We start from the raw sequence: 17268 nt of genomic DNA, 5'->3' as shown, positions 1-17268 counted from the left end.
ACCCCGGCAAGCCGCCCGCGCCGGGCTGACCGACTACTTCCCATTCCAACGAGCAATCGCTTCATGGCTCTCGACTCCCTGCTGCTACGGTCCCCTCCCAATCTCACGAGCCTGCCCGAGCAGGTCGCCGAAGCCATCGCCGAAGCGATCATGAAAAACGAGATCGCGCCCGGCGCCAGCCTGCGCGAAATCCCGCTCGCCGGCTATTTCGGGGTCAGCCGCAGCAGCGTGCGCGAGGCCTTCCGCATTCTCGAACGCGACGGCGTGGTATCCATACAGCCTCGCCATGGCGCCAAGGTCACGGCGCTCAGCCACGATGAAATGGTCGAGATCTACCAGATCCGCGCCGCGCTGCTGGGCGTGGCCTGCGACTTGTTCGCGCGCTGCCGTACCGACGCCCTGTTGCGCCGGCTGGAAGATACGCTGGCGCGCATGTCGGCGCTCGACGGCGCCGACGAACAGGCTCAGGCGCTGGAGCACGCGGCCCTTTCCGCCAGCATGGCCCAGTTGATCTGCGAACACTGCGGCAACAAGAAGCTGGCCAGCATGCTGAACCAGATGTCGCTGCAGATCGCCCGCTACACCAACCTGGGGCTGTCCGCCGCCTCGCGCCGCCGGCAGTCGCTGGACAATTGGCGCGACCTGCTCGCGGCGCTGCGCAAGCAGGATCAGGACACGGCCAACCGGTGCGGCCAGAAGCTGGTGCATGACAACCTGGCCTATGCGTTGAGCGTACTCGCGCCCTGACGCCGCCACACCGCCTCACCGGCCCGGCAGTCATTGTCGACAAACAAACGAAGTAGCCAGCCCCTGGTTTTTCCACGCGAATGACCGCGTAGCCACCGCAAAACCAGAGGGTAAATCCGTATCTTGACAGTCCGATCATATATTGTCGACAATCAGACAAAAGGAGACGAAATGAACGAAAGCAGACTGTCAGATAGCTATCTCACCCCCAGCGGCCTTACCGTCCGCAAGCTTGCCGAGCACGTCGGCGCCCAGATCGAAGGCGTGGATCTTTCCCGGCCGATCTCCGCCGACGCCGTCACCGACATCCGGAACGCCTGGGAACGGCATGGCGTGGTGATCTTCCGGCACCAGGACCTGCCGCCCATCGCCCACCGCGACTTCAGCGCCCACTTCGGCCCGCTGATCGGACACGTGGTCAATCGCTTCAACATGGCCGACTGCCCGGAAGTCACCATTCTTTCCAACATCACCAATGAAAAAGGGGAGAAGATCGGTGCCGACCGGGCGGGCATGCTCTGGCATTCCGACATGTCCTTCCTGCCCCGCCCGAGCATGGGATCGCTGCTGTACGGCGTCGAGTGCCCGCCACAAGGGGCGGACACGGAATTCGCGAGCATGTTCGCGGCCCACGATGCGCTCCCCGCCGCCAGGCGGCAGCAACTGGCCGGCCTGCGCGGCATCCACGACTACCCCTGGCACTACCGCACCTACCTGGGCCACCGCCAGCCGCTCACGCCGGAAGAAGAAGCCAGGACGCCGCCTGTCGCCCATCCGCTGGTGCGCACCCATCCCTCCACGGGCCGGCAGGCGCTGTACGTCGGCGCGGGACTGACCCGCAGCATCGAAGGCATGGACGACGAGGCAGGCCGCCGCCTGGTCGTGGAACTGAGCGAGTTCGCCACCCAGCCCGCCTTCGTGTACCGCCACAAGTGGCAGCCGGGCGATCTCGTTTTCTGGGACAACCGGTCGACCATGCATCGGGCCACCGACTTCGACAACACCCACCGCCGGTTGATGCGGCGTACGACGATCCAGGGCGATGCGCCGTTCTACCGCCCTGCCGGGCATTGACGCGGACCGCGCCCCGACCACCAAGGAAACCGCCACCATGAAACGCCGAACGCTTCTCGGACTGACGGCTGCCACGGCCATGGCCCCCGTCATGCAGGCCGCCCGCGCCAAGGAAGACAACTGGCCCAACCGGCCAGTCCGCATGATCGTCCCCTTCCCCGCCGGCGGGGCCACCGATATCATCGCCCGCATCCTGGCCGACAAGTTGTCCGCGTCGCTGGGCCAGAGCTTCATCGTCGACAACCGGGCCGGCGCCTCGGGCATCATCGGCCAGGAGGCCGCCGCCCGCGCACCCGCGGACGGCTACACCCTGCTCCTGACAGGCAACGGCCCGCATGCGGTCAACATCAGCCTGTTCGAACGCATGCCCTACGATCCGCTCAAGGACTTCGCGCAGATCTCGCTCACATCCATCTTGCCGCTGGTACTGAACGTGCATCCCTCGGTCCCCGCCAGGACTCTCGCGGAATTCATACGCTGGGTGAAGGCCAACCCGGGCAAGCTGAACTACGCCTCGCCCGGCATCGGATCCCCGCCCAACCTGACCATGGAGCTGCTCAAGAGCCAGCAGGGACTGGACATCGTGCATGTCCCCTACAAAGGCAGCAGCCTGGCCCTGGCCGACCTGATCAGCGGACAAGTCTCCGTGATGTTCGACAATGCGCTCGCCTCCTACCAGCACATCAAGAGCGGCAAGGTGCGCGCGCTCGCCATCGGCGCCGACCAGCGCCTGCCTTCGCTGCCCGAAGTCCCGACCTTCGTCGAATCGGGCATGGCCGGCTTCGAGGCCTACACCTGGACGGCGCTGGTGGGCCCCGCGGGCCTGCCACGCGCCATCGTCGACCGCCTCGCCCGCGAGACCGCGCTCGCCCTGGCGGATACGTCGGTCAAGGAAAAGCTGAGTGCGCAGGGCGCCATCGCCGCCAGTTCCACTTCCCAAGAGCTTGAAGACAAGACCCGCCAGGAAATCCGCAAATGGGCCGGCGTCATCGAACAAGCCCACATCCCGCGCGTTTCGCTTTGACGGTCCGGCCGCAACCCATCATCCATCACCCATGAAACTTCTACGCCACGGCCCCAAGGGCCACGAAAAACCCGGCCTCGTGGACGAGCACGGCACGCTTCGCGATCTGTCCGGGCACCTGGACGACATTACCGCCGCCACCCTGTCCCCCGCGCAACTGGACCGCCTGCGCGCGCTGGATACCGGGCGCCTGCCCATCGTCCCGGCCGGAACACGGCTGGGCGCGCCTTGCAGCGGCACGGGGAAATTCATCTGCGTCGGGCTGAACTACAGCGACCACGCGGCCGAATCCAACCAACCCGTTCCAGAAGAACCGGTGCTGTTCGCCAAGTGGAACAGCTGCATCCAGGGTCCCGACGACCCCATCGTCATGCCGCGCGACTCCACCAAGACCGACTGGGAAATCGAGCTGGGCATCGTCATCGGCACGCGTGCCCGCTACGTCGACCCCGCGGACGCCCGGCGGCACATCGCCGGCTTCTGCGTCATCAACGACGTGTCGGAACGCGAATACCAGCTCGAACGCTGCGGCCAATGGGATAAGGGCAAGGGCTGCGACACCTTCGGCCCGATCGGTCCCTGGCTGGTCACGGCCGACGAAATACCGGACCCGCAGGACCTGCGCCTGTGGCTGGACGTGAACGGCAAGCGCCGCCAGGACGGCAGCACGCGCAACATGGTCTTCGGCGTGGATTTCCTGGTCAGCTACATCAGCCGCTTCACCACGCTCGAACCGGGCGACCTGATCGCGACGGGCACGCCGCCCGGCGTCGGGCTGGGCCAGAAGCCGCCGGTCTACCTCAAGGCGGGCGACGTCATCACGCTCGGGATCCCCGGCCTGGGCGAACAGCGCCAGGTCGTCCACGCCTGGGATCCAGCACTGCTGGATTGAGCGGCCAGCCTACATCCCGCCATTGCTCCACTGCGCCACCCAGTACGCAGTGGACGCATCGTGACCGCCGGCCGATGCCAGCCCCGCCAGCTCTTGCGCGATCCCCGTGGCCAGGACCTTGCCGTATTCGACGCCCCACTGGTCGTAGGGATTGATGCCCCACACCAGGCCCTGCACGAACACCTTGTGCTCGTACAGCGCCAGCAGTGCGCCCAACGCATGCGCGCTCAGGCGCGGCAGCACGATCAGCGTGGACGGCCGGCCGCCGGGATGCATTTTGTGGCGCGCCAGCCAGGATACTCGCGCCGGATCGCTTTCCTTGGGCGCCAGTTCCGCCTCCAGCACGGACACCGGCTTGCCACGCAGCAGCGCCTCGCGCTGGGCCAGGCAATTGGCCACCAGCAGCCGGTGATGCTCCGGATAAGGGTGGTCCGCCTCGCGGCAAATAATGAAATCCACCGGGGCGCCCTCCGGCCCCTGGTGCAGCCACTGGAAAAAGGTGTGCTGGCCATCGGTGCCGGGCATGCCCCAGACCACGGGCCCGGTCGACGTCGTGACCGGCCGCCCCTGGAGGTCGACCGACTTGCCCAGCGACTCCATCTCCAACTGCTGCAGATAGGGCACGAGATGGACCAGCCGCGCATCGTAGGGGGCGATATTCAGCGAGGGATAACCGAACACATTGCGGTTGGCCAGCCCCGCCAGCGCCAGTTGCACCGGCGCATTGGCCGCCGGCGGCGCCGTCGAGAAATGCCCGTCCATCGCGGCCGCGCCCTGCAGCAGCCCGTCCAGCGCCTCGGCGCCCAGCGCCAGCGCAATGGGCAGCCCGATGGCCGACCAGACCGAATAGCGGCCTCCGGCCCAGTCCCAGAAGGTAAAGATGCGCTCGGGCGCCACGCCCAGGCCCCGGGCCGCCTCGGGGTTGGCCGTCACGGCAACCACCTGCGCCCACGGATCGGCGACGCCGGCCTCGCGCAGCCAGCGTAGCGCGCAGTCGGCGTTATGCAGCGTCTCGGTCGTACTGAACGACTTGGACGACACCACCACCAGCGTGCGCAGCGGGTCGAGGCCGACCAGCCCCGCCTCGATGGCATGCCCGTCGATATTGGAAACGAAGCGCATCTGCCGGCGGGTTCCCGCATAGCCCAGCGCCGCCACCACCAGCTTGGGTCCCCAATCGCTGCCCCCGATGCCAATGTGCACCACACTGTCATAGCGCCCCTCCGCATCCACATGGCGCACGAAGGCGCGCACGCGATCCCGCTCGGCCAGCACCCGGCCCGCCACCCGCCCGGGCGGCTCTTCCGCGCGCAGCGCGGTGTGCCACGCGGCGCGGTTTTCCGTGCAATTGGCAATGCCGCCTTCCAGCAGGCGGGCCCGCGCGGCCTCGAAATCACGCGCGGCCAGCAGCAACGCCCCCGCGGCCGACAATTCGTCGGACTGCGCCTGTGTACTCAGGTCCACCGACAAGCCCGCCGCCTCGATCATCCGCAGCGTCCCCGCTCGGCGGTCCGCCCGACGGGCAGCCTCGACGAAGGCACGCCACTCGGCCGTCTCGGCCAACGGTGCGGTGAACGGCGCCAGATGGGCGGGAGCCCCTTCCTGCATGGTCTCCCCTCCTCAGAACGGCAGCTTGGCGTCGGGTGCGACGCGCAGCAGCTGCGTGCGGAAATCCTGCTGGATGCGCGCCAGCGCGGCGTCATCATCCGCCTCGAAACGCAGCACCACCACCGGTGTCGTGTTCGAGGCGCGGGCCAGCCCGAAGCCATCCGCGTATTCCACCCGCACGCCATCGATCGTGATCACCTCGCGCGCACCGGTGAACTGCCCCTGCTCCTGCAGGCGCTTGACCACCTCGAACTGCTCGCCCTCGGCGGTCTCCATCTTCAGCTCGGGCGTGGACTTGGCCTGCGGCAAGGCTTCCAGCACCGCCGAAGGATCGTCCGAGCGGGATACGATCTCCAGCAACCGCGCGCCGGTATACAGGCCATCGTCGAAACCGTACCAACGCTCCTTGAAGAAAATATGCCCGCTCATCTCGCCGGCCAGCGGGGCACCGGTTTCCTTCAGCTTCGCCTTGACCAGCGAATGCCCGGTCTTCCACATCAGCGGCTTGCCGCCCGCGGCCGTCACTTCCTGCGCCACATAGCGGCTGCACTTCACGTCATAGATGATCTCGGCACCCGGATTGCGCGACAACACGTCACGCGCGAACAGGATCAACTGCCGATCGGGCCAGATGATCTGCCCCGACTTCGTCACCACGCCCAGGCGATCGCCGTCGCCATCGAAGGCCAGGCCGATCTCGCAATCGGTCTCGGCCAGGCAGCGGATCAGATCTTCCAGGTTGTGGGGATCGGCGGGATCCGGATGATGGTTGGGGAAGGTCCCGTCCACGTCACAGAACAGCTCCACCACTTCACAGCCCAGCGCCTTGAACAGCTGCACCGCCACCGGCCCGGCCACGCCGTTGCCGGCATCCACCGCGATCTTCATCTTGCGGGCCAGCTTCACGTCGCCCACGATGCGCTGCAGGTACTCCGGCACGGCGTCCCACTCCTTGCGGGAACCCGGAGTGGCCGCGTCCCCGCTGGCATTTTTCACCATGGGCTCGCGCAGCGCGGTAATGGCATCGCCGTACAGCGTCGTACCGCCCAGCATCATCTTGAAGCCGTTGTACTGCGGCGGATTGTGGCTGCCGGTGATCGCCACGCCCGACCCCGTGCCGCTGACATTGGCCGCGTAATAGACCAGCGGCGTCGGCACCATGCCCACGTCCAGCACGTCGATGCCGCCGGCCATCAGGCCGGCTTGCAGCGCCTGCGACAAATCCGGTCCGCTCAGCCGCCCGTCGCGGCCGACCGCCACCTGCCGCACGCCGGCCCGGCGCGCTTCGAGCGCCAGCGCCGCGCCCAGGCGGCGGGCGAACTCCGGGCTGAGAGGCGACGGGACCACACCGCGAATGTCATAGGCCTTGAAGGCGGAAGCGGCGATGTCGACGGGTGAAGATGAGACGTTGGTCCCCACGGGGTACTCCTGATTCAGATTTGATGATGGGCCGAGCCAGTACGATGCCACGGCCGGTTGCGGGCAAGTGAAGATAAGCGCTCACTAACATTCTTCGGTACCCACGAGCCGTCCTGGCGGCTGCGCCCGGCCCGGCCTTCCCGGCGATATAGTCCGGTGCAACCCCCGGAAAGTTCACTGGGACTATAGATGAAGTTGCCATGCGACAGCCCTGTTTTCTTGCACGACGTAACGCAGCGTAACGGCACGATAATTATGCGATACCACGCGAAACCTGGAATCGCGTGACACGCCATCGGTTGTCGGATATACCCATAGCAAGCTAAACAATTCTTTCCGCCGGCAGCGGACCGGCCCTCACCTGCGACGAGCGTGCATGCTCAATCTGACGATCAGTTTCATAGTTTCCCTTCTCGTGACCATGCTCATCGTGCGCGTCGCCAATCGCGACGGCGCCACGGCGGACCATGATCTGGACGGTATCCAGAAATTCCACGTCCGGCCGGTACCGCGGATAGGCGGCCTGAGCATCGTCGCGGGCTGTACCGTGGCGGTCGCCGCCCTGACTTCGCGCGATCTCCCCCTGGCCATCGATCTCGGCCTGCTGCTGCTGTGCTCGGCCGTGGTATTCGGCATCGGGCTGGCGGAAGACCTCACCAAGCGCATCAGGCCCCTGGTGCGGCTGCTTTGCGCGTTTGCCGGCGCCGTCCTGGCCGCCCTGCTCCTTCAGGCCACCGTCACGCGCGTCGACATTCCCCTGATCGATGCCTGGCTGGCCATCCCGCTCGTGGGCGGCCTGGCCGCGGTCGTTTGCGTGGGCGCGATGGTCAATGCGGTCAACATCATCGACGGCTTCAACGGCCTGGCCGCCGCCGCGGCGCTGGCCATGTTCGCCTCGCTGGGCTACGTCGCCTTCAAGGTCAGCGACCCCCTCATCCTGGGCGGTTCGCTCCTCATGATCGGCGCCATCCTCGGATTCCTGGTCTGGAACTACCCGTACGGCCTGATCTTCCTGGGCGATGGCGGCGCCTATTTCCTGGGCTTCATGCTGGCCGAGCTGGGCATCCTGCTGGTGGTCCGCAACCCGGTGGTCTCGGCCTGGTATCCCGCCCTGCTGTTCATTTATCCCATCTTTGAAACGCTTTTCTCCATATATCGAAAGAAATATCTCCGCGGCATGTCTCCCAGCATGCCGGACGGCGTGCATCTGCACATGCTGATCTATAAACGGGTGATACGGTGGGCCATCGGCACCCGCAACGCGCGGCTGCTGACCCAGCGCAATGCGGTCACGTCCCCCTACCTGTGGGCGCTCAGCCTCGTCGCAATCGTGCCGGCCACGGTATTCTGGGACCGGGGGGTAGTACTAATGCTATTCCTCGCGACCTTCATCGCTGTCTATACTTGGCTGTATACAGCCATCGTGCGCTTCCGTACCCCCCGGTGGCTGGTGCTGCACCGGGCAAAAGAATAAGCCTGCCGTCGGGACGACTATCCCAGATGGGCAAAGGCCGCAAATCTCCGAACATTAGTTAAACAGCGTAACAATTTGTAAGCGCTGTCACCCCGAGCGGCCCCGCGTGCGGCCACCCGGGCATTACCCCATTCTAGCGACCATCCTCCGTATTTTGTTACATAGCGGAAGCGGAGTGTCATACTTCCCCGCCTATGCTGTCGTCCGTGTAGCTTGCGCTGGCTAAACGGCAGATTTCAATAAAAGCCGTAGTGGGGAATCATGGTGGCCTGTCAATACCGGAACTCCCGACCAAGGAGCGCCAGGCGTCGCTTTCCCCTGCAGACAAGCAAAGAAGCATGAAGCAATAAGAAAGCACGGAAGAAATCATGGCTGCAACACAAACTAAATATTTCGGCACCGACGGCATCCGGGGCAAAGTGGGCGGAGCGGTCATCAATGCCGCCTTCGCCCTGCGCCTGGGCCATGCCGCGGGCCTGGTACTCCTGGCCCAGGCACCGCGCGGGCACCGCCCGTCCGTCCTGATCGGGAAGGACACCCGCATTTCCGGCTACATGCTCGAGTCCTCGCTGGAAGCCGGCCTCTCCGCCGCCGGCGTGGACGTCGTCCTGGCCGGCCCCATCCCCACCCCGGCCGTCGCCTACCTGACCCGGGCCCTGCGCCTGTCCGCCGGCATCGTCATCAGCGCCTCGCACAACCCCTTCGACGACAACGGCATCAAGTTCTTCTCCGCCCAGGGCAGCAAATTCCCCGACCAGACCGAACAAGCCATCGAAGCCGCCCTGGACCAACCCATGGGTTGCGCCCCCTCCGAAGGACTGGGCCGCGTGAAACGCCTGGATGACGCCGCCGGCCGCTACATCGAATTCTGCAAAGCCAGCTTCCCGTCCGACATGGACCTGAACGGGCTCCGGATCGTGGTCGACGCCGCCCACGGCGCCGCGTACCACATCGCCCCCAACGTCTTCCGGGAACTCGGCGCCACGGTCATTCCCGTCGGCTGCGAACCCAACGGCTTCAACATCAACGAAAAGGTGGGTGCCACCCACCCCGAAACCCTGGCGGAAAAGGTCAGGGAACATCGCGCCGACCTGGGTGTGGCCCTGGACGGCGACGCCGACCGGCTACAGATGGTGGATGCGAGCGGCCGCATGTACAACGGCGACGAACTGCTCTACGTGATCGTGCGCGACCGCATGACGCAAGGCCCGGTGGCCGGCGTGGCCGGCACCGTCATGACCAACTACGCCTTCGAGCGCCGCATGGCCGACCTGGGCGTTCCTTTCGTCCGCACCCCGGTCGGCGACAAAAACGTCATGCAGGCCCTGCAGGACAAAGGCTGGCTGTTCGGCGGCGAAAGCTCGGGCCATATCCTGTGCCTGGACCGCCACTCCACCGGCGACGGCGTCCTCGCCGCGCTCCAGGTCATCGCCGCCATACGCCGCAGCGGCAAGGGCCTGCCGGCCCTGACCTCCGAACTGCGGCTGCTGCCGCAAAAACTGGTGAACGTGAAGCTGCAACCTGACCTGGAGTGGGAGTCCCATCCTGGCCTCGCCGCCGCTTACCGGGAGGTGTCGGCCACGCTGCAAGGCCGCGGCCGGGTCTTGATCCGGCCGTCGGGTACCGAGCCGAAACTGCGATTGATGGTGGAGGCGGACGAAGAAATGCTGGCGGTTCGGTGCGTGGACAGACTGGCGACGAGCTTGAACTGATCCCGGATCTACGCTTTCTATTTGAGGCTCCTCGGCGATTCCCGCTGAACCGGACAACGATGCTCACCCCGCCGACCCACCAGGGAAATTTCCATGGCCAACCACTGCGGAAACGAAAGACCGACCTTGCCGACTCCTTGATCGCTTTCTTCCGTAATTCACAATCTTGTGAATAACTGATTTTGCATGTACAAACCGACGCAATCTTTGTCAGGGCTTTCCTGATATAGGAACATCACGACATGCTAACCTTAAAGGTCGCCTCGAATTCATTGAAAAAACGGCATTTCGGCTTTCCGCAATCCCCTCTATGGGGGATTGATACGGCCCGCCATGCTGATCAGAATGCCGCCGTTGCGCTGCTGGATGCAACCTGCCTGGCCGCCTAGCGGCCGATAGGCAACGAGCCACGAGGGAAATTTGCGCCCGGGGACTAGACTCGCGGACTTCGATTGAACGGGGAACAAGCAATCATGCAGACGAACCTACATGCCCTTTTCTTTTCCTGGCCTCGACAACGAGAAATATCGGTCGGCGCCCGGAACAGCACCATTGAAGCTCCACCTTACCACCTACGATCCGACATGTCGCCCGCCGCGCAGCCACCTTTCGACTTTGCCTATCCAAGTGAGTACCTATCTCCGCTTCCCGCGCCAGCTCCTCGCCAATCCGTGACCAGGAACAAGATTTTTTTATAAACTCTTACCCCGGCGAGAACCCTGCATTTGGCGCAGGGAATCATACACTATCGCAACAATCTCTATGACAAATGATTGATTTTTCTATTTGGCAAAAAGGACTCGCAGCAGGCATTTTGACTACAGTGGCCATAGCCAGCCTAATTCCTGTAGCCAGAAAATTTCAACTGCTTGATTTTCCTGCAGGCCGTAAAGACCACAGCCTTCCGACTCCCGTAGTCGGTGGATTGGCGATGATTATCGGCATTATTGGCTGCTATCTTTTTTTTGGTCTACGCCCGGAAGCTCCTCTCTCTCAGTTCCTGGCTTTTGCCGTGGCCGGGGGGCTTCTGATCGTCGTAGGGCAGCTGGATGACAAATTCGACCTGCCATGGTGGTTTCGCATCGTCGTCCAGATAATAGCGACGCTGATCACCTCGACCTGGGGCGGTGTAAGAGCCGAACACCTGGGGCCGCTTCTAGGCCTCAATGACGTCTCGTTAGGCATCTGGTCAATTCCGTTCACGGTCTTCGCCACGGTCGGACTCATCAATGCGCTGAACATGATCGATGGCGTGGACGGCTTTGCCGGCTCTCTCTGCCTGGTCGCGCTAATAATGCTGGCTGCGGCTGCCAGCTATTCGGGCAACGCGGCGCTCACCTCCGACATCGCTCCGATCTGCGGAGCACTTTTCGCCTTTCTGATTTTCAATTTCCGCTTCCCATGGCGCAATCGCGCCAAGATATTCATGGGGAATGGCGGCAGCGCCTTTCTTGGCTTCACTGTTGCCTGGGTGTCATTCCGACTCACCCAGACCCCCGATCACCCTGTCACGCCAGCGCTCGCCTTGTGGCTCATTCCTGTTCCGCTGATTGATTGCCTGGTCCTGATGCTGCATCGAGTACGTCGCGGTTTTTCACCGTTCAAGGCCGACCACAACCATATACACCACCTCATGCGGGATGCCGGGGCCAGCCCGATGCAAACCGTCGTGCTGCTTGCCTTGTTCAGCGTCTTCACGGGACTCATCGCGGCTCAGGCACTCAGGCACGACTTCAGCGCGGTCACCCTGCTGGCAACATTCGTCGTCTGCTGCGGCCTGTGGTGGTGGGTTACGGCCAAGCGGGAACGGGCGCTCCGATTGCTGCGCACGGTCTTGTCCCCGTTCCACAAGAGAATGCGGGAAAATAGCCCTGCGCAGGGAAAATCGCCGCCTGTCCGGCAACAACCCTAGCGTCCGGGCGTCTCATTCCCTACTGCCGCCTGGCCCCCAGGCAACTGGGAACACGCTCCCGATTGACACGGACATCACCAATACTTGAAGCTGTTTTTTCGGTACATGGGCACGGCGGGCAGGTGCAGCGGAGATGGTTTCCGCTTGCGCAACCGGCCCCCGGCACCAGATCGAAGAACCTGGCCCGCAGCAGAATATTAATTTCGTTGAGAAGAAGCGTAGAGTAGCGTAACCACGAAAGTCAGAGTCAAACCTCAGTTCAAGAACAAGGCGCAAAACGCCGGCCTTTTCAACTACCCATACAGATATTCCTACTTCACGCTCATTGACAAAAAAGTCGCTATGCAACTTTCAAACATCAAACTCGCACTGATTGGTCTTGGTTATGTCGGCTTGCCACTCGCGGTAGAATTCGGGAAGAAACAACCGGTTGTTGGCTTCGATATCAACGCCGAGCGAATAAAAGCTCTCCGAGCCGGGCACGACTCAACCCTCGAGGTGAGTAACGAAGAACTGCAATCCGCCACCGGATTGCGTTATAGCTCGCAAATCGAAGATTTGATGTCCTGCAACGTCTTCATTGTCACGGTTCCCACCCCCATCGATGAGCACAAGCGCCCGGACCTCACGCCGCTGATCAAGGCATCCGAAACGATCGGCAAAGTCCTCAAGAAAGGGGACATCGTCATCTACGAATCGACGGTTTATCCCGGGGCCACTGAAGAAGACTGCGTCCCGGTCCTCGAACGTGTATCGGGGTTGAAATACAACGTGGATTTCTATGCCGGCTATAGCCCGGAAAGAATCAACCCCGGTGACAAAGAACATCGCGTATCGACGATCAAGAAGATTACCTCCGGCTCCACGCCGGAAGTCGCCGCTCTCGTAGACCAGCTATACGGCCAGATCATAACGGCCGGCACGCACAAGGCCGAGAGCATCCGCGTGGCGGAAGCGGCCAAAGTAATTGAAAACACACAACGCGACCTCAACATTGCCCTGATCAACGAGCTATCCATCATTTTCAACAAGATGGGTATCGACACCGAGGCCGTGTTGAAGGCAGCCGGTACCAAATGGAACTTCCTGCCGTTCCGGCCGGGACTGGTTGGTGGCCATTGCATCGGCGTAGACCCTTATTATCTTACCCACAAAGCTCAGAGCATCGGGTATCACCCAGAGATCATCCTGGCTGGGCGCAGATTGAACGACGGCATGGGAGCCTATGTCGTCTCGCAACTGGTCAAAGCCATGTTGCACAAGCGCATTCATGTCGAGGGCGCGCGCGTCTTGGTCATGGGCCTGACTTTCAAGGAAAATTGCCCCGACCTGCGCAATACCCGGGTAGTCGACATCCTCAAAGAACTTGGCGCATACAACATTACCGCCGACGTCTATGATCCGTGGGTCGACGCGGCCGAAGCCGAGCATGAGCACGGCATAACCCCGATAGACACGCCGGCCGAGGGGGCCTACGACGCAATCATCCTTGCCGTTGCCCACGAACAATTCAAAGCGCTGTCGGAAGATGCCATCCGGGCTCTGGGCAAGAAAGACCACGTCATATATGACTTGAAGTATGTCCTGCCTCGCGATGCATCTGACCTGCGCCTCTGAAGAATCATGAATTACGCAACCGCACGCGCCTCTTTGATCTCGCAACCAAAGAGATGGCTGATTACGGGAGTCGCCGGTTTCATCGGAAGCAACCTTCTGGAAACGCTTCTTAAACTAAACCAGGATGTCGTCGGCCTCGATAATTTCTCGACGGGCCACGCGAAGAATCTGGCCGAGATCGAAACACTCGTTACACCCGAGCAATGGGCTCGATTTGATTTCCTTGAGGGCGACATCCGCGACGTCGCGACGTGCGCCCAGGCGACGCGGAACATTGACTATGTGTTGCATCAAGCGGCCCTGGGCTCCGTACCTCGTAGTCTCTCTGATCCTCTCGCCAGCAATGCCTCGAACATAGACGGTTTTTTGAACATGCTCGTCGCGGCCCGGGACAATGAGGTCAGGAACTTCGTGTATGCAGCCAGCAGTTCGACCTACGGCGATCACCCGGCGCTCCCCAAGACGGAAGACACGATAGGCAAGCCGCTGTCTCCCTACGCGGTCACGAAATTGGTCAATGAACTCTATGCTGATGTCTTTTCGAAAAACTATGGTTTTTCCAGCATAGGGCTCCGCTATTTCAACGTCTTCGGTGCCAGGCAGGATCCTGAGGGTGCATACGCGGCAGTCATTCCCAAGTGGATCTCCGCGATGATAAAAAACCAGCCCGTCAGGATAAATGGCGACGGCGAAAGCAGTCGGGATTTCTGCTATATAGATAACGCCGTCCAGGCGAACATCCTGGCCGCTCACTCTCAAAGCGACGCCCGCAATCAGATATACAACGTCGCAGTCGGGGAACGGACCACGCTCAATGAGCTATTCGAGATGCTTCGAGGCGCGTTGGCTTCGCACGATATCCGCTATGATCTTGCCCCGGAATATTGCGATTTTCGCCCGGGCGATGTGCGGCACTCCCAGGCGAACATAGACAAGGCCAGGAACCTTCTCGGATATTCGCCGACACATGACATTTCCCAGGGCATTATCGCGGCAATGCCTTGGTACCTAAGCTCTCACCGGGATTGAAGTCTTGGTTTGGCTCAATCCGGGAAGATATATTTAAACAGGTTCTCATATGCAAAAGACTACGCCCGTATCTGAACGAAAAATCCGTTTCGCATTGGTGGGTTGTGGAAGAATTGCTCAAAATCATTTTTCCTCCATCGAAAAGCACGCCGACCGATGCGAACTGGTCGACGTATGCGACATTGACGAAGACGCCTTGGCACGAGCCGTCAGCCAAACCGGTGCGCGCGGCCATGGCAATCTGACCGCAATGCTGGAACAGACGACGGCCGATTGCGTCATTCTGACCACTCCCAGTGGCTTGCATGCATCTCAAGCAATCAAGGTTGCCGGCTCTGGCCTGCACGTCATGACCGAAAAGCCGATGGCCACGCGCTGGGAAGATGGCCTGAGCATGGTGGACGCCTGCGACAAGGCAGACGTGCGCCTCTTCGTCGTGAAACAAAACCGGCGCAACGCCACGCTCCAATTGCTCAAGCAAGCCATCGACAAGAAGAGGTTTGGTCGCATCTACAACGTTGCAATCAATGTCTTCTGGACTCGTCCCCAGGAATATTACGATAGCGCCAAATGGCGCGGCACCTGGGAGTTCGACGGCGGGGCATTCATGAATCAGGCCAGCCATTACATCGACCTACTGGATTGGCTGATCGGCCCTCTCGAAAGTGTCATGGCATATACGGGCACATTGGCCCGGAACATACAGGTCGAAGATAGCGGCGCGGCTGCACTCCGTTGGCGGAGCGGGGCCATGGGCACTCTGAATGTCAGCATGCTCACGTACCCCAAGAATCTGGAAGGCAGCATTACCATCCTCGGCGAGAAGGGCACGGTCCGCATTGGCGGCGTTGCTGTCAACGAGATCCAACACTGGGAATTCGACCAGGCCCTTCCTGAGGATGAGGCCATTCAGGCGGCTAGTTATTCGACCACATCGGTGTATGGATTTGGCCATCCCCTCTACTACGACAACGTGATAAAGACCTTGAGCGGGGAAGAAGAGCCCGAAACAGACGGTCGCGAAGGGCTGAAAAGCCTCGAGTTGCTCATAGCCCTGTACCTGTCGGCTCGAGACGGCCGTCGCGTCGCCTTGCCGCTCGAGTTTTAAAGGCTGTCCTGCAATGCGTATTGCGGTAGTAGGCGGGGGAATTGTCGGAGCCTGCACAAGCTGGGCTCTCTCGAAGCGGGGCGCTCAAGTTACGCTTTTCGAGCGCGGCCGCCCCATGCAAGAGACCAGCAGTGCGTCTTCCAAACTGCTGCATGGCGGCCTGCGCTATCTCGAAACAGGGCAATTCCGTTTGGTGCGTAAAGCTCTGCTGGCAAGAACGACCTGGCTACAAAGAGCCCCCCAGTTTTGCCAGCAGCTTGAGCTGCTTTTGCCTATCTACCAAGATGGCTCCCGATCCCGATGGATCATCGCGACTGGAATCAAGCTATATGACCTTCTGGCGCGCGGCAGCGGCTTTCCGAAAAGCCGGTGGCTCACCGCGGCCGAGGTCGGGGCCCGCCATCCCAGCCTTGTACAATCCGACCTCCTGGGAGCATATTCATTCTATGATGCCCAGATGGACGACTATGCGCTAGGAAACTGGGTTGTCGGCCAACTGGCGGCTGAGGGCGTTGATATTCGCACGCAATGCGAAATCACCGATTTCAATCAGTTATCCAGTTTTGACAGAATCGTCAATGCAACCGGGCCCTGGGTCGCGTCACTGCGTCAAACACAACCCGGAAAATCTGCCTACAAGTTGGATCTGGTTCGTGGCAGTCATATCCTGCTTAAACGCCCCATTGAAACTGCATTGCTGCTACCGGTGCCGGGGGAAAAGCGGGTTGTTTTTGTTTTGCCATACAAAGGAGCTACGCTTCTCGGGACAACCGAAATACGGCAGAGCGAAGCAGAGAATCCGGGGCCCAGCGAACACGAAATCCAATATTTGCTTGAAGTTTACAACCATTACCTCTCGCCTCATGCAGGCACGGACGACATCATTGGCTCCTTCGCGGGAGTTCGCCCCCTCGTCTTCAGTGCGGACGACCCGACGAATGCCACGCGCGAGTGGGCCTTTGAGAAGGTCGACAATGTCCTGCATATTTACGGTGGGAAATGGACGACCGCGTTGCTTGAAGGCGAAGAAGCAGCAAAGAGGATTCTAGAATAATGTCAACATCTCGCAACTATACCGCCCACCCGTCGGCAATCATTGACGACGGGGCGCAAATCGGCGACGGATGCCGCATCTGGCATTTTGTACATGTCTGCGGCGACGCCCAGCTCGGGCGCAATATCTCCCTCGGCCAGAATGTCTTCGTCGGCAACAAGGTAGTCATTGGCGACAACTGCAAAATCCAGAATAACGTGTCGGTTTATGACAACGTAATACTGGAAGAAGGCGTTTTCTGCGGCCCCAGCATGGTTTTCACCAACGTATACAACCCGCGGGCCCTGGTCAATCGCAAGAATGAGTATCGGAACACGCTCGTCAAACGTGGAGCGACCCTTGGTGCGAACAGTACGATAGTGTGCGGCGTGACGGTGGGTGAGTTCGCATTCATCGCGGCTGGAGCCGTTATCACAAAAAACGTTCCGGCATACGCTCTAATGGCCGGCGTCCCCGCCAGGCAAATCGGATGGATGAGCGAGTACGGTGAACGAATTCCCCTGCCGGTAAATGGCCAAGGTAATTTTACCTGCCCGCATACCGGTGACCATTACTCACTCTCTGATAGCCAACTGACAAAGGCGGACAAATAAATGAA

General features: G+C 61.5%; 15 protein-coding genes. 13 read left to right on the top strand and 2 right to left on the bottom strand.

Features of this window, described 5'->3' with window-relative positions; translation table 11 throughout:
- The first annotated feature begins 63 nt into the window (after positions 1-63).
- The 4 genes from AC1Q6E_RS02705 to AC1Q6E_RS02690 all read left to right on the top strand — a co-directional run bounded on the left by AC1Q6E_RS02705 (position 64) and on the right by AC1Q6E_RS02690 (position 3737).
- Positions 64-747: a GntR family transcriptional regulator gene (locus tag AC1Q6E_RS02705; RefSeq protein WP_152793180.1), complete on the top strand. Its 684-nt coding sequence runs from the start codon at positions 64-66 to the stop codon at positions 745-747.
- Between the two features lie 171 nt (positions 748-918).
- Positions 919-1821 (top strand): TauD/TfdA dioxygenase family protein, encoded by a 903-nt coding sequence (locus AC1Q6E_RS02700; RefSeq protein WP_492572153.1) that lies wholly within the window; start codon positions 919-921, stop codon positions 1819-1821.
- Positions 1822-1858: 37 nt separating this feature from the next.
- Positions 1859-2845: a Bug family tripartite tricarboxylate transporter substrate binding protein gene (locus AC1Q6E_RS02695; RefSeq protein WP_492572152.1), complete on the top strand. Its 987-nt coding sequence runs from the start codon at positions 1859-1861 to the stop codon at positions 2843-2845.
- Positions 2846-2876: 31 nt separating this feature from the next.
- Complete coding sequence (locus AC1Q6E_RS02690) at positions 2877-3737, top strand: fumarylacetoacetate hydrolase family protein (protein WP_152793177.1); 861 nt, start codon at positions 2877-2879, stop codon at positions 3735-3737.
- 9 nt (positions 3738-3746) lie between these two features.
- Here the strand turns inward: AC1Q6E_RS02690 and pgi are convergent, their stop codons facing one another.
- Positions 3747-5345, bottom strand: coding sequence for a glucose-6-phosphate isomerase (gene pgi / locus AC1Q6E_RS02685; RefSeq protein WP_492572151.1), 1599 nt, complete (start codon positions 5343-5345; stop codon positions 3747-3749).
- 12 nt (positions 5346-5357) lie between these two features.
- Positions 5358-6764 (bottom strand): phosphomannomutase/phosphoglucomutase, encoded by a 1407-nt coding sequence (locus AC1Q6E_RS02680; protein ID WP_492572150.1) that lies wholly within the window; start codon positions 6762-6764, stop codon positions 5358-5360.
- 376 nt (positions 6765-7140) lie between these two features.
- Between AC1Q6E_RS02680 and AC1Q6E_RS02675 the strand changes: the two genes are divergently transcribed.
- The 9 genes from AC1Q6E_RS02675 to AC1Q6E_RS02635 all read left to right on the top strand — a co-directional run bounded on the left by AC1Q6E_RS02675 (position 7141) and on the right by AC1Q6E_RS02635 (position 17263).
- Positions 7141-8238 (top strand): MraY family glycosyltransferase, encoded by a 1098-nt coding sequence (locus tag AC1Q6E_RS02675; RefSeq protein ID WP_152793175.1) that lies wholly within the window; start codon positions 7141-7143, stop codon positions 8236-8238.
- A gap of 368 nt (positions 8239-8606) precedes the next feature.
- On the top strand, positions 8607-9950 hold the full coding sequence (glmM, locus tag AC1Q6E_RS02670) for a phosphoglucosamine mutase (RefSeq protein WP_152793174.1): 1344 nt from the start codon (positions 8607-8609) through the stop codon (positions 9948-9950).
- Positions 9951-10192: 242 nt separating this feature from the next.
- The gene (locus tag AC1Q6E_RS02665) at positions 10193-10339 is read left to right on the top strand and encodes a hypothetical protein (protein WP_296557342.1); all 147 of its coding nucleotides are present in this window, start codon (positions 10193-10195) and stop codon (positions 10337-10339) included.
- A gap of 380 nt (positions 10340-10719) precedes the next feature.
- Positions 10720-11862: an MraY family glycosyltransferase gene (locus AC1Q6E_RS02660; protein ID WP_152793173.1), complete on the top strand. Its 1143-nt coding sequence runs from the start codon at positions 10720-10722 to the stop codon at positions 11860-11862.
- Between the two features lie 342 nt (positions 11863-12204).
- The gene (gene tviB / locus AC1Q6E_RS02655; protein ID WP_152793172.1) at positions 12205-13479 is read left to right on the top strand and encodes a Vi polysaccharide biosynthesis UDP-N-acetylglucosamine C-6 dehydrogenase TviB; all 1275 of its coding nucleotides are present in this window, start codon (positions 12205-12207) and stop codon (positions 13477-13479) included.
- A 6-nt stretch (positions 13480-13485) separates the two neighbouring features.
- Positions 13486-14508, top strand: coding sequence for an SDR family oxidoreductase (locus tag AC1Q6E_RS02650; protein ID WP_492572149.1), 1023 nt, complete (start codon positions 13486-13488; stop codon positions 14506-14508).
- Positions 14509-14557: 49 nt separating this feature from the next.
- The gene (locus AC1Q6E_RS02645) at positions 14558-15616 is read left to right on the top strand and encodes a Gfo/Idh/MocA family protein (RefSeq protein ID WP_296557336.1); all 1059 of its coding nucleotides are present in this window, start codon (positions 14558-14560) and stop codon (positions 15614-15616) included.
- 13 nt (positions 15617-15629) lie between these two features.
- Positions 15630-16670, top strand: a complete 1041-nt coding sequence (locus AC1Q6E_RS02640; RefSeq protein ID WP_152793169.1) for a glycerol-3-phosphate dehydrogenase/oxidase — start codon at positions 15630-15632, stop codon at positions 16668-16670.
- A complete protein-coding gene (locus AC1Q6E_RS02635; protein WP_152793168.1) occupies positions 16670-17263 on the top strand; it encodes an acyltransferase in 594 nt (197 codons plus the stop codon). The genes AC1Q6E_RS02640 and AC1Q6E_RS02635 overlap by 1 nt, the downstream gene beginning before the upstream one ends.
- The last annotated feature ends 5 nt before the right edge of the window (positions 17264-17268 follow it).

The sequence above is a fragment of the Pigmentiphaga sp. MLSB6-MA01 genome (assembly GCF_058793475.1).
This window is presented reverse-complemented; position numbering and strand designations above follow the sequence as displayed.

Excerpts from the sequence above, each read along its gene's own strand:
- AC1Q6E_RS02705 (WP_152793180.1), top strand. The coding sequence starts at position 64 with ATGGCTCTCGACTCCCTGCTGCTACGGTCCCCTCCCAATCTCACGAGC.
- AC1Q6E_RS02700 (WP_492572153.1), top strand. The coding sequence starts at position 919 with ATGAACGAAAGCAGACTGTCAGATAGCTATCTCACCCCCAGCGGCCTT.
- AC1Q6E_RS02695 (WP_492572152.1), top strand. The coding sequence starts at position 1,859 with ATGAAACGCCGAACGCTTCTCGGACTGACGGCTGCCACGGCCATGGCC.
- AC1Q6E_RS02690 (WP_152793177.1), top strand. The coding sequence starts at position 2,877 with ATGAAACTTCTACGCCACGGCCCCAAGGGCCACGAAAAACCCGGCCTC.
- pgi (WP_492572151.1), bottom strand. The coding sequence starts at position 5,345 with ATGCAGGAAGGGGCTCCCGCCCATCTGGCGCCGTTCACCGCACCGTTG.
- AC1Q6E_RS02675 (WP_152793175.1), top strand. The coding sequence starts at position 7,141 with ATGCTCAATCTGACGATCAGTTTCATAGTTTCCCTTCTCGTGACCATG.
- glmM (WP_152793174.1), top strand. The coding sequence starts at position 8,607 with ATGGCTGCAACACAAACTAAATATTTCGGCACCGACGGCATCCGGGGC.
- AC1Q6E_RS02665 (WP_296557342.1), top strand. The coding sequence starts at position 10,193 with ATGCTAACCTTAAAGGTCGCCTCGAATTCATTGAAAAAACGGCATTTC.
- AC1Q6E_RS02660 (WP_152793173.1), top strand. The coding sequence starts at position 10,720 with ATGATTGATTTTTCTATTTGGCAAAAAGGACTCGCAGCAGGCATTTTG.
- tviB (WP_152793172.1), top strand. The coding sequence starts at position 12,205 with ATGCAACTTTCAAACATCAAACTCGCACTGATTGGTCTTGGTTATGTC.
- AC1Q6E_RS02650 (WP_492572149.1), top strand. The coding sequence starts at position 13,486 with ATGAATTACGCAACCGCACGCGCCTCTTTGATCTCGCAACCAAAGAGA.
- AC1Q6E_RS02645 (WP_296557336.1), top strand. The coding sequence starts at position 14,558 with ATGCAAAAGACTACGCCCGTATCTGAACGAAAAATCCGTTTCGCATTG.
- AC1Q6E_RS02640 (WP_152793169.1), top strand. The coding sequence starts at position 15,630 with ATGCGTATTGCGGTAGTAGGCGGGGGAATTGTCGGAGCCTGCACAAGC.
- AC1Q6E_RS02635 (WP_152793168.1), top strand. The coding sequence starts at position 16,670 with ATGTCAACATCTCGCAACTATACCGCCCACCCGTCGGCAATCATTGAC.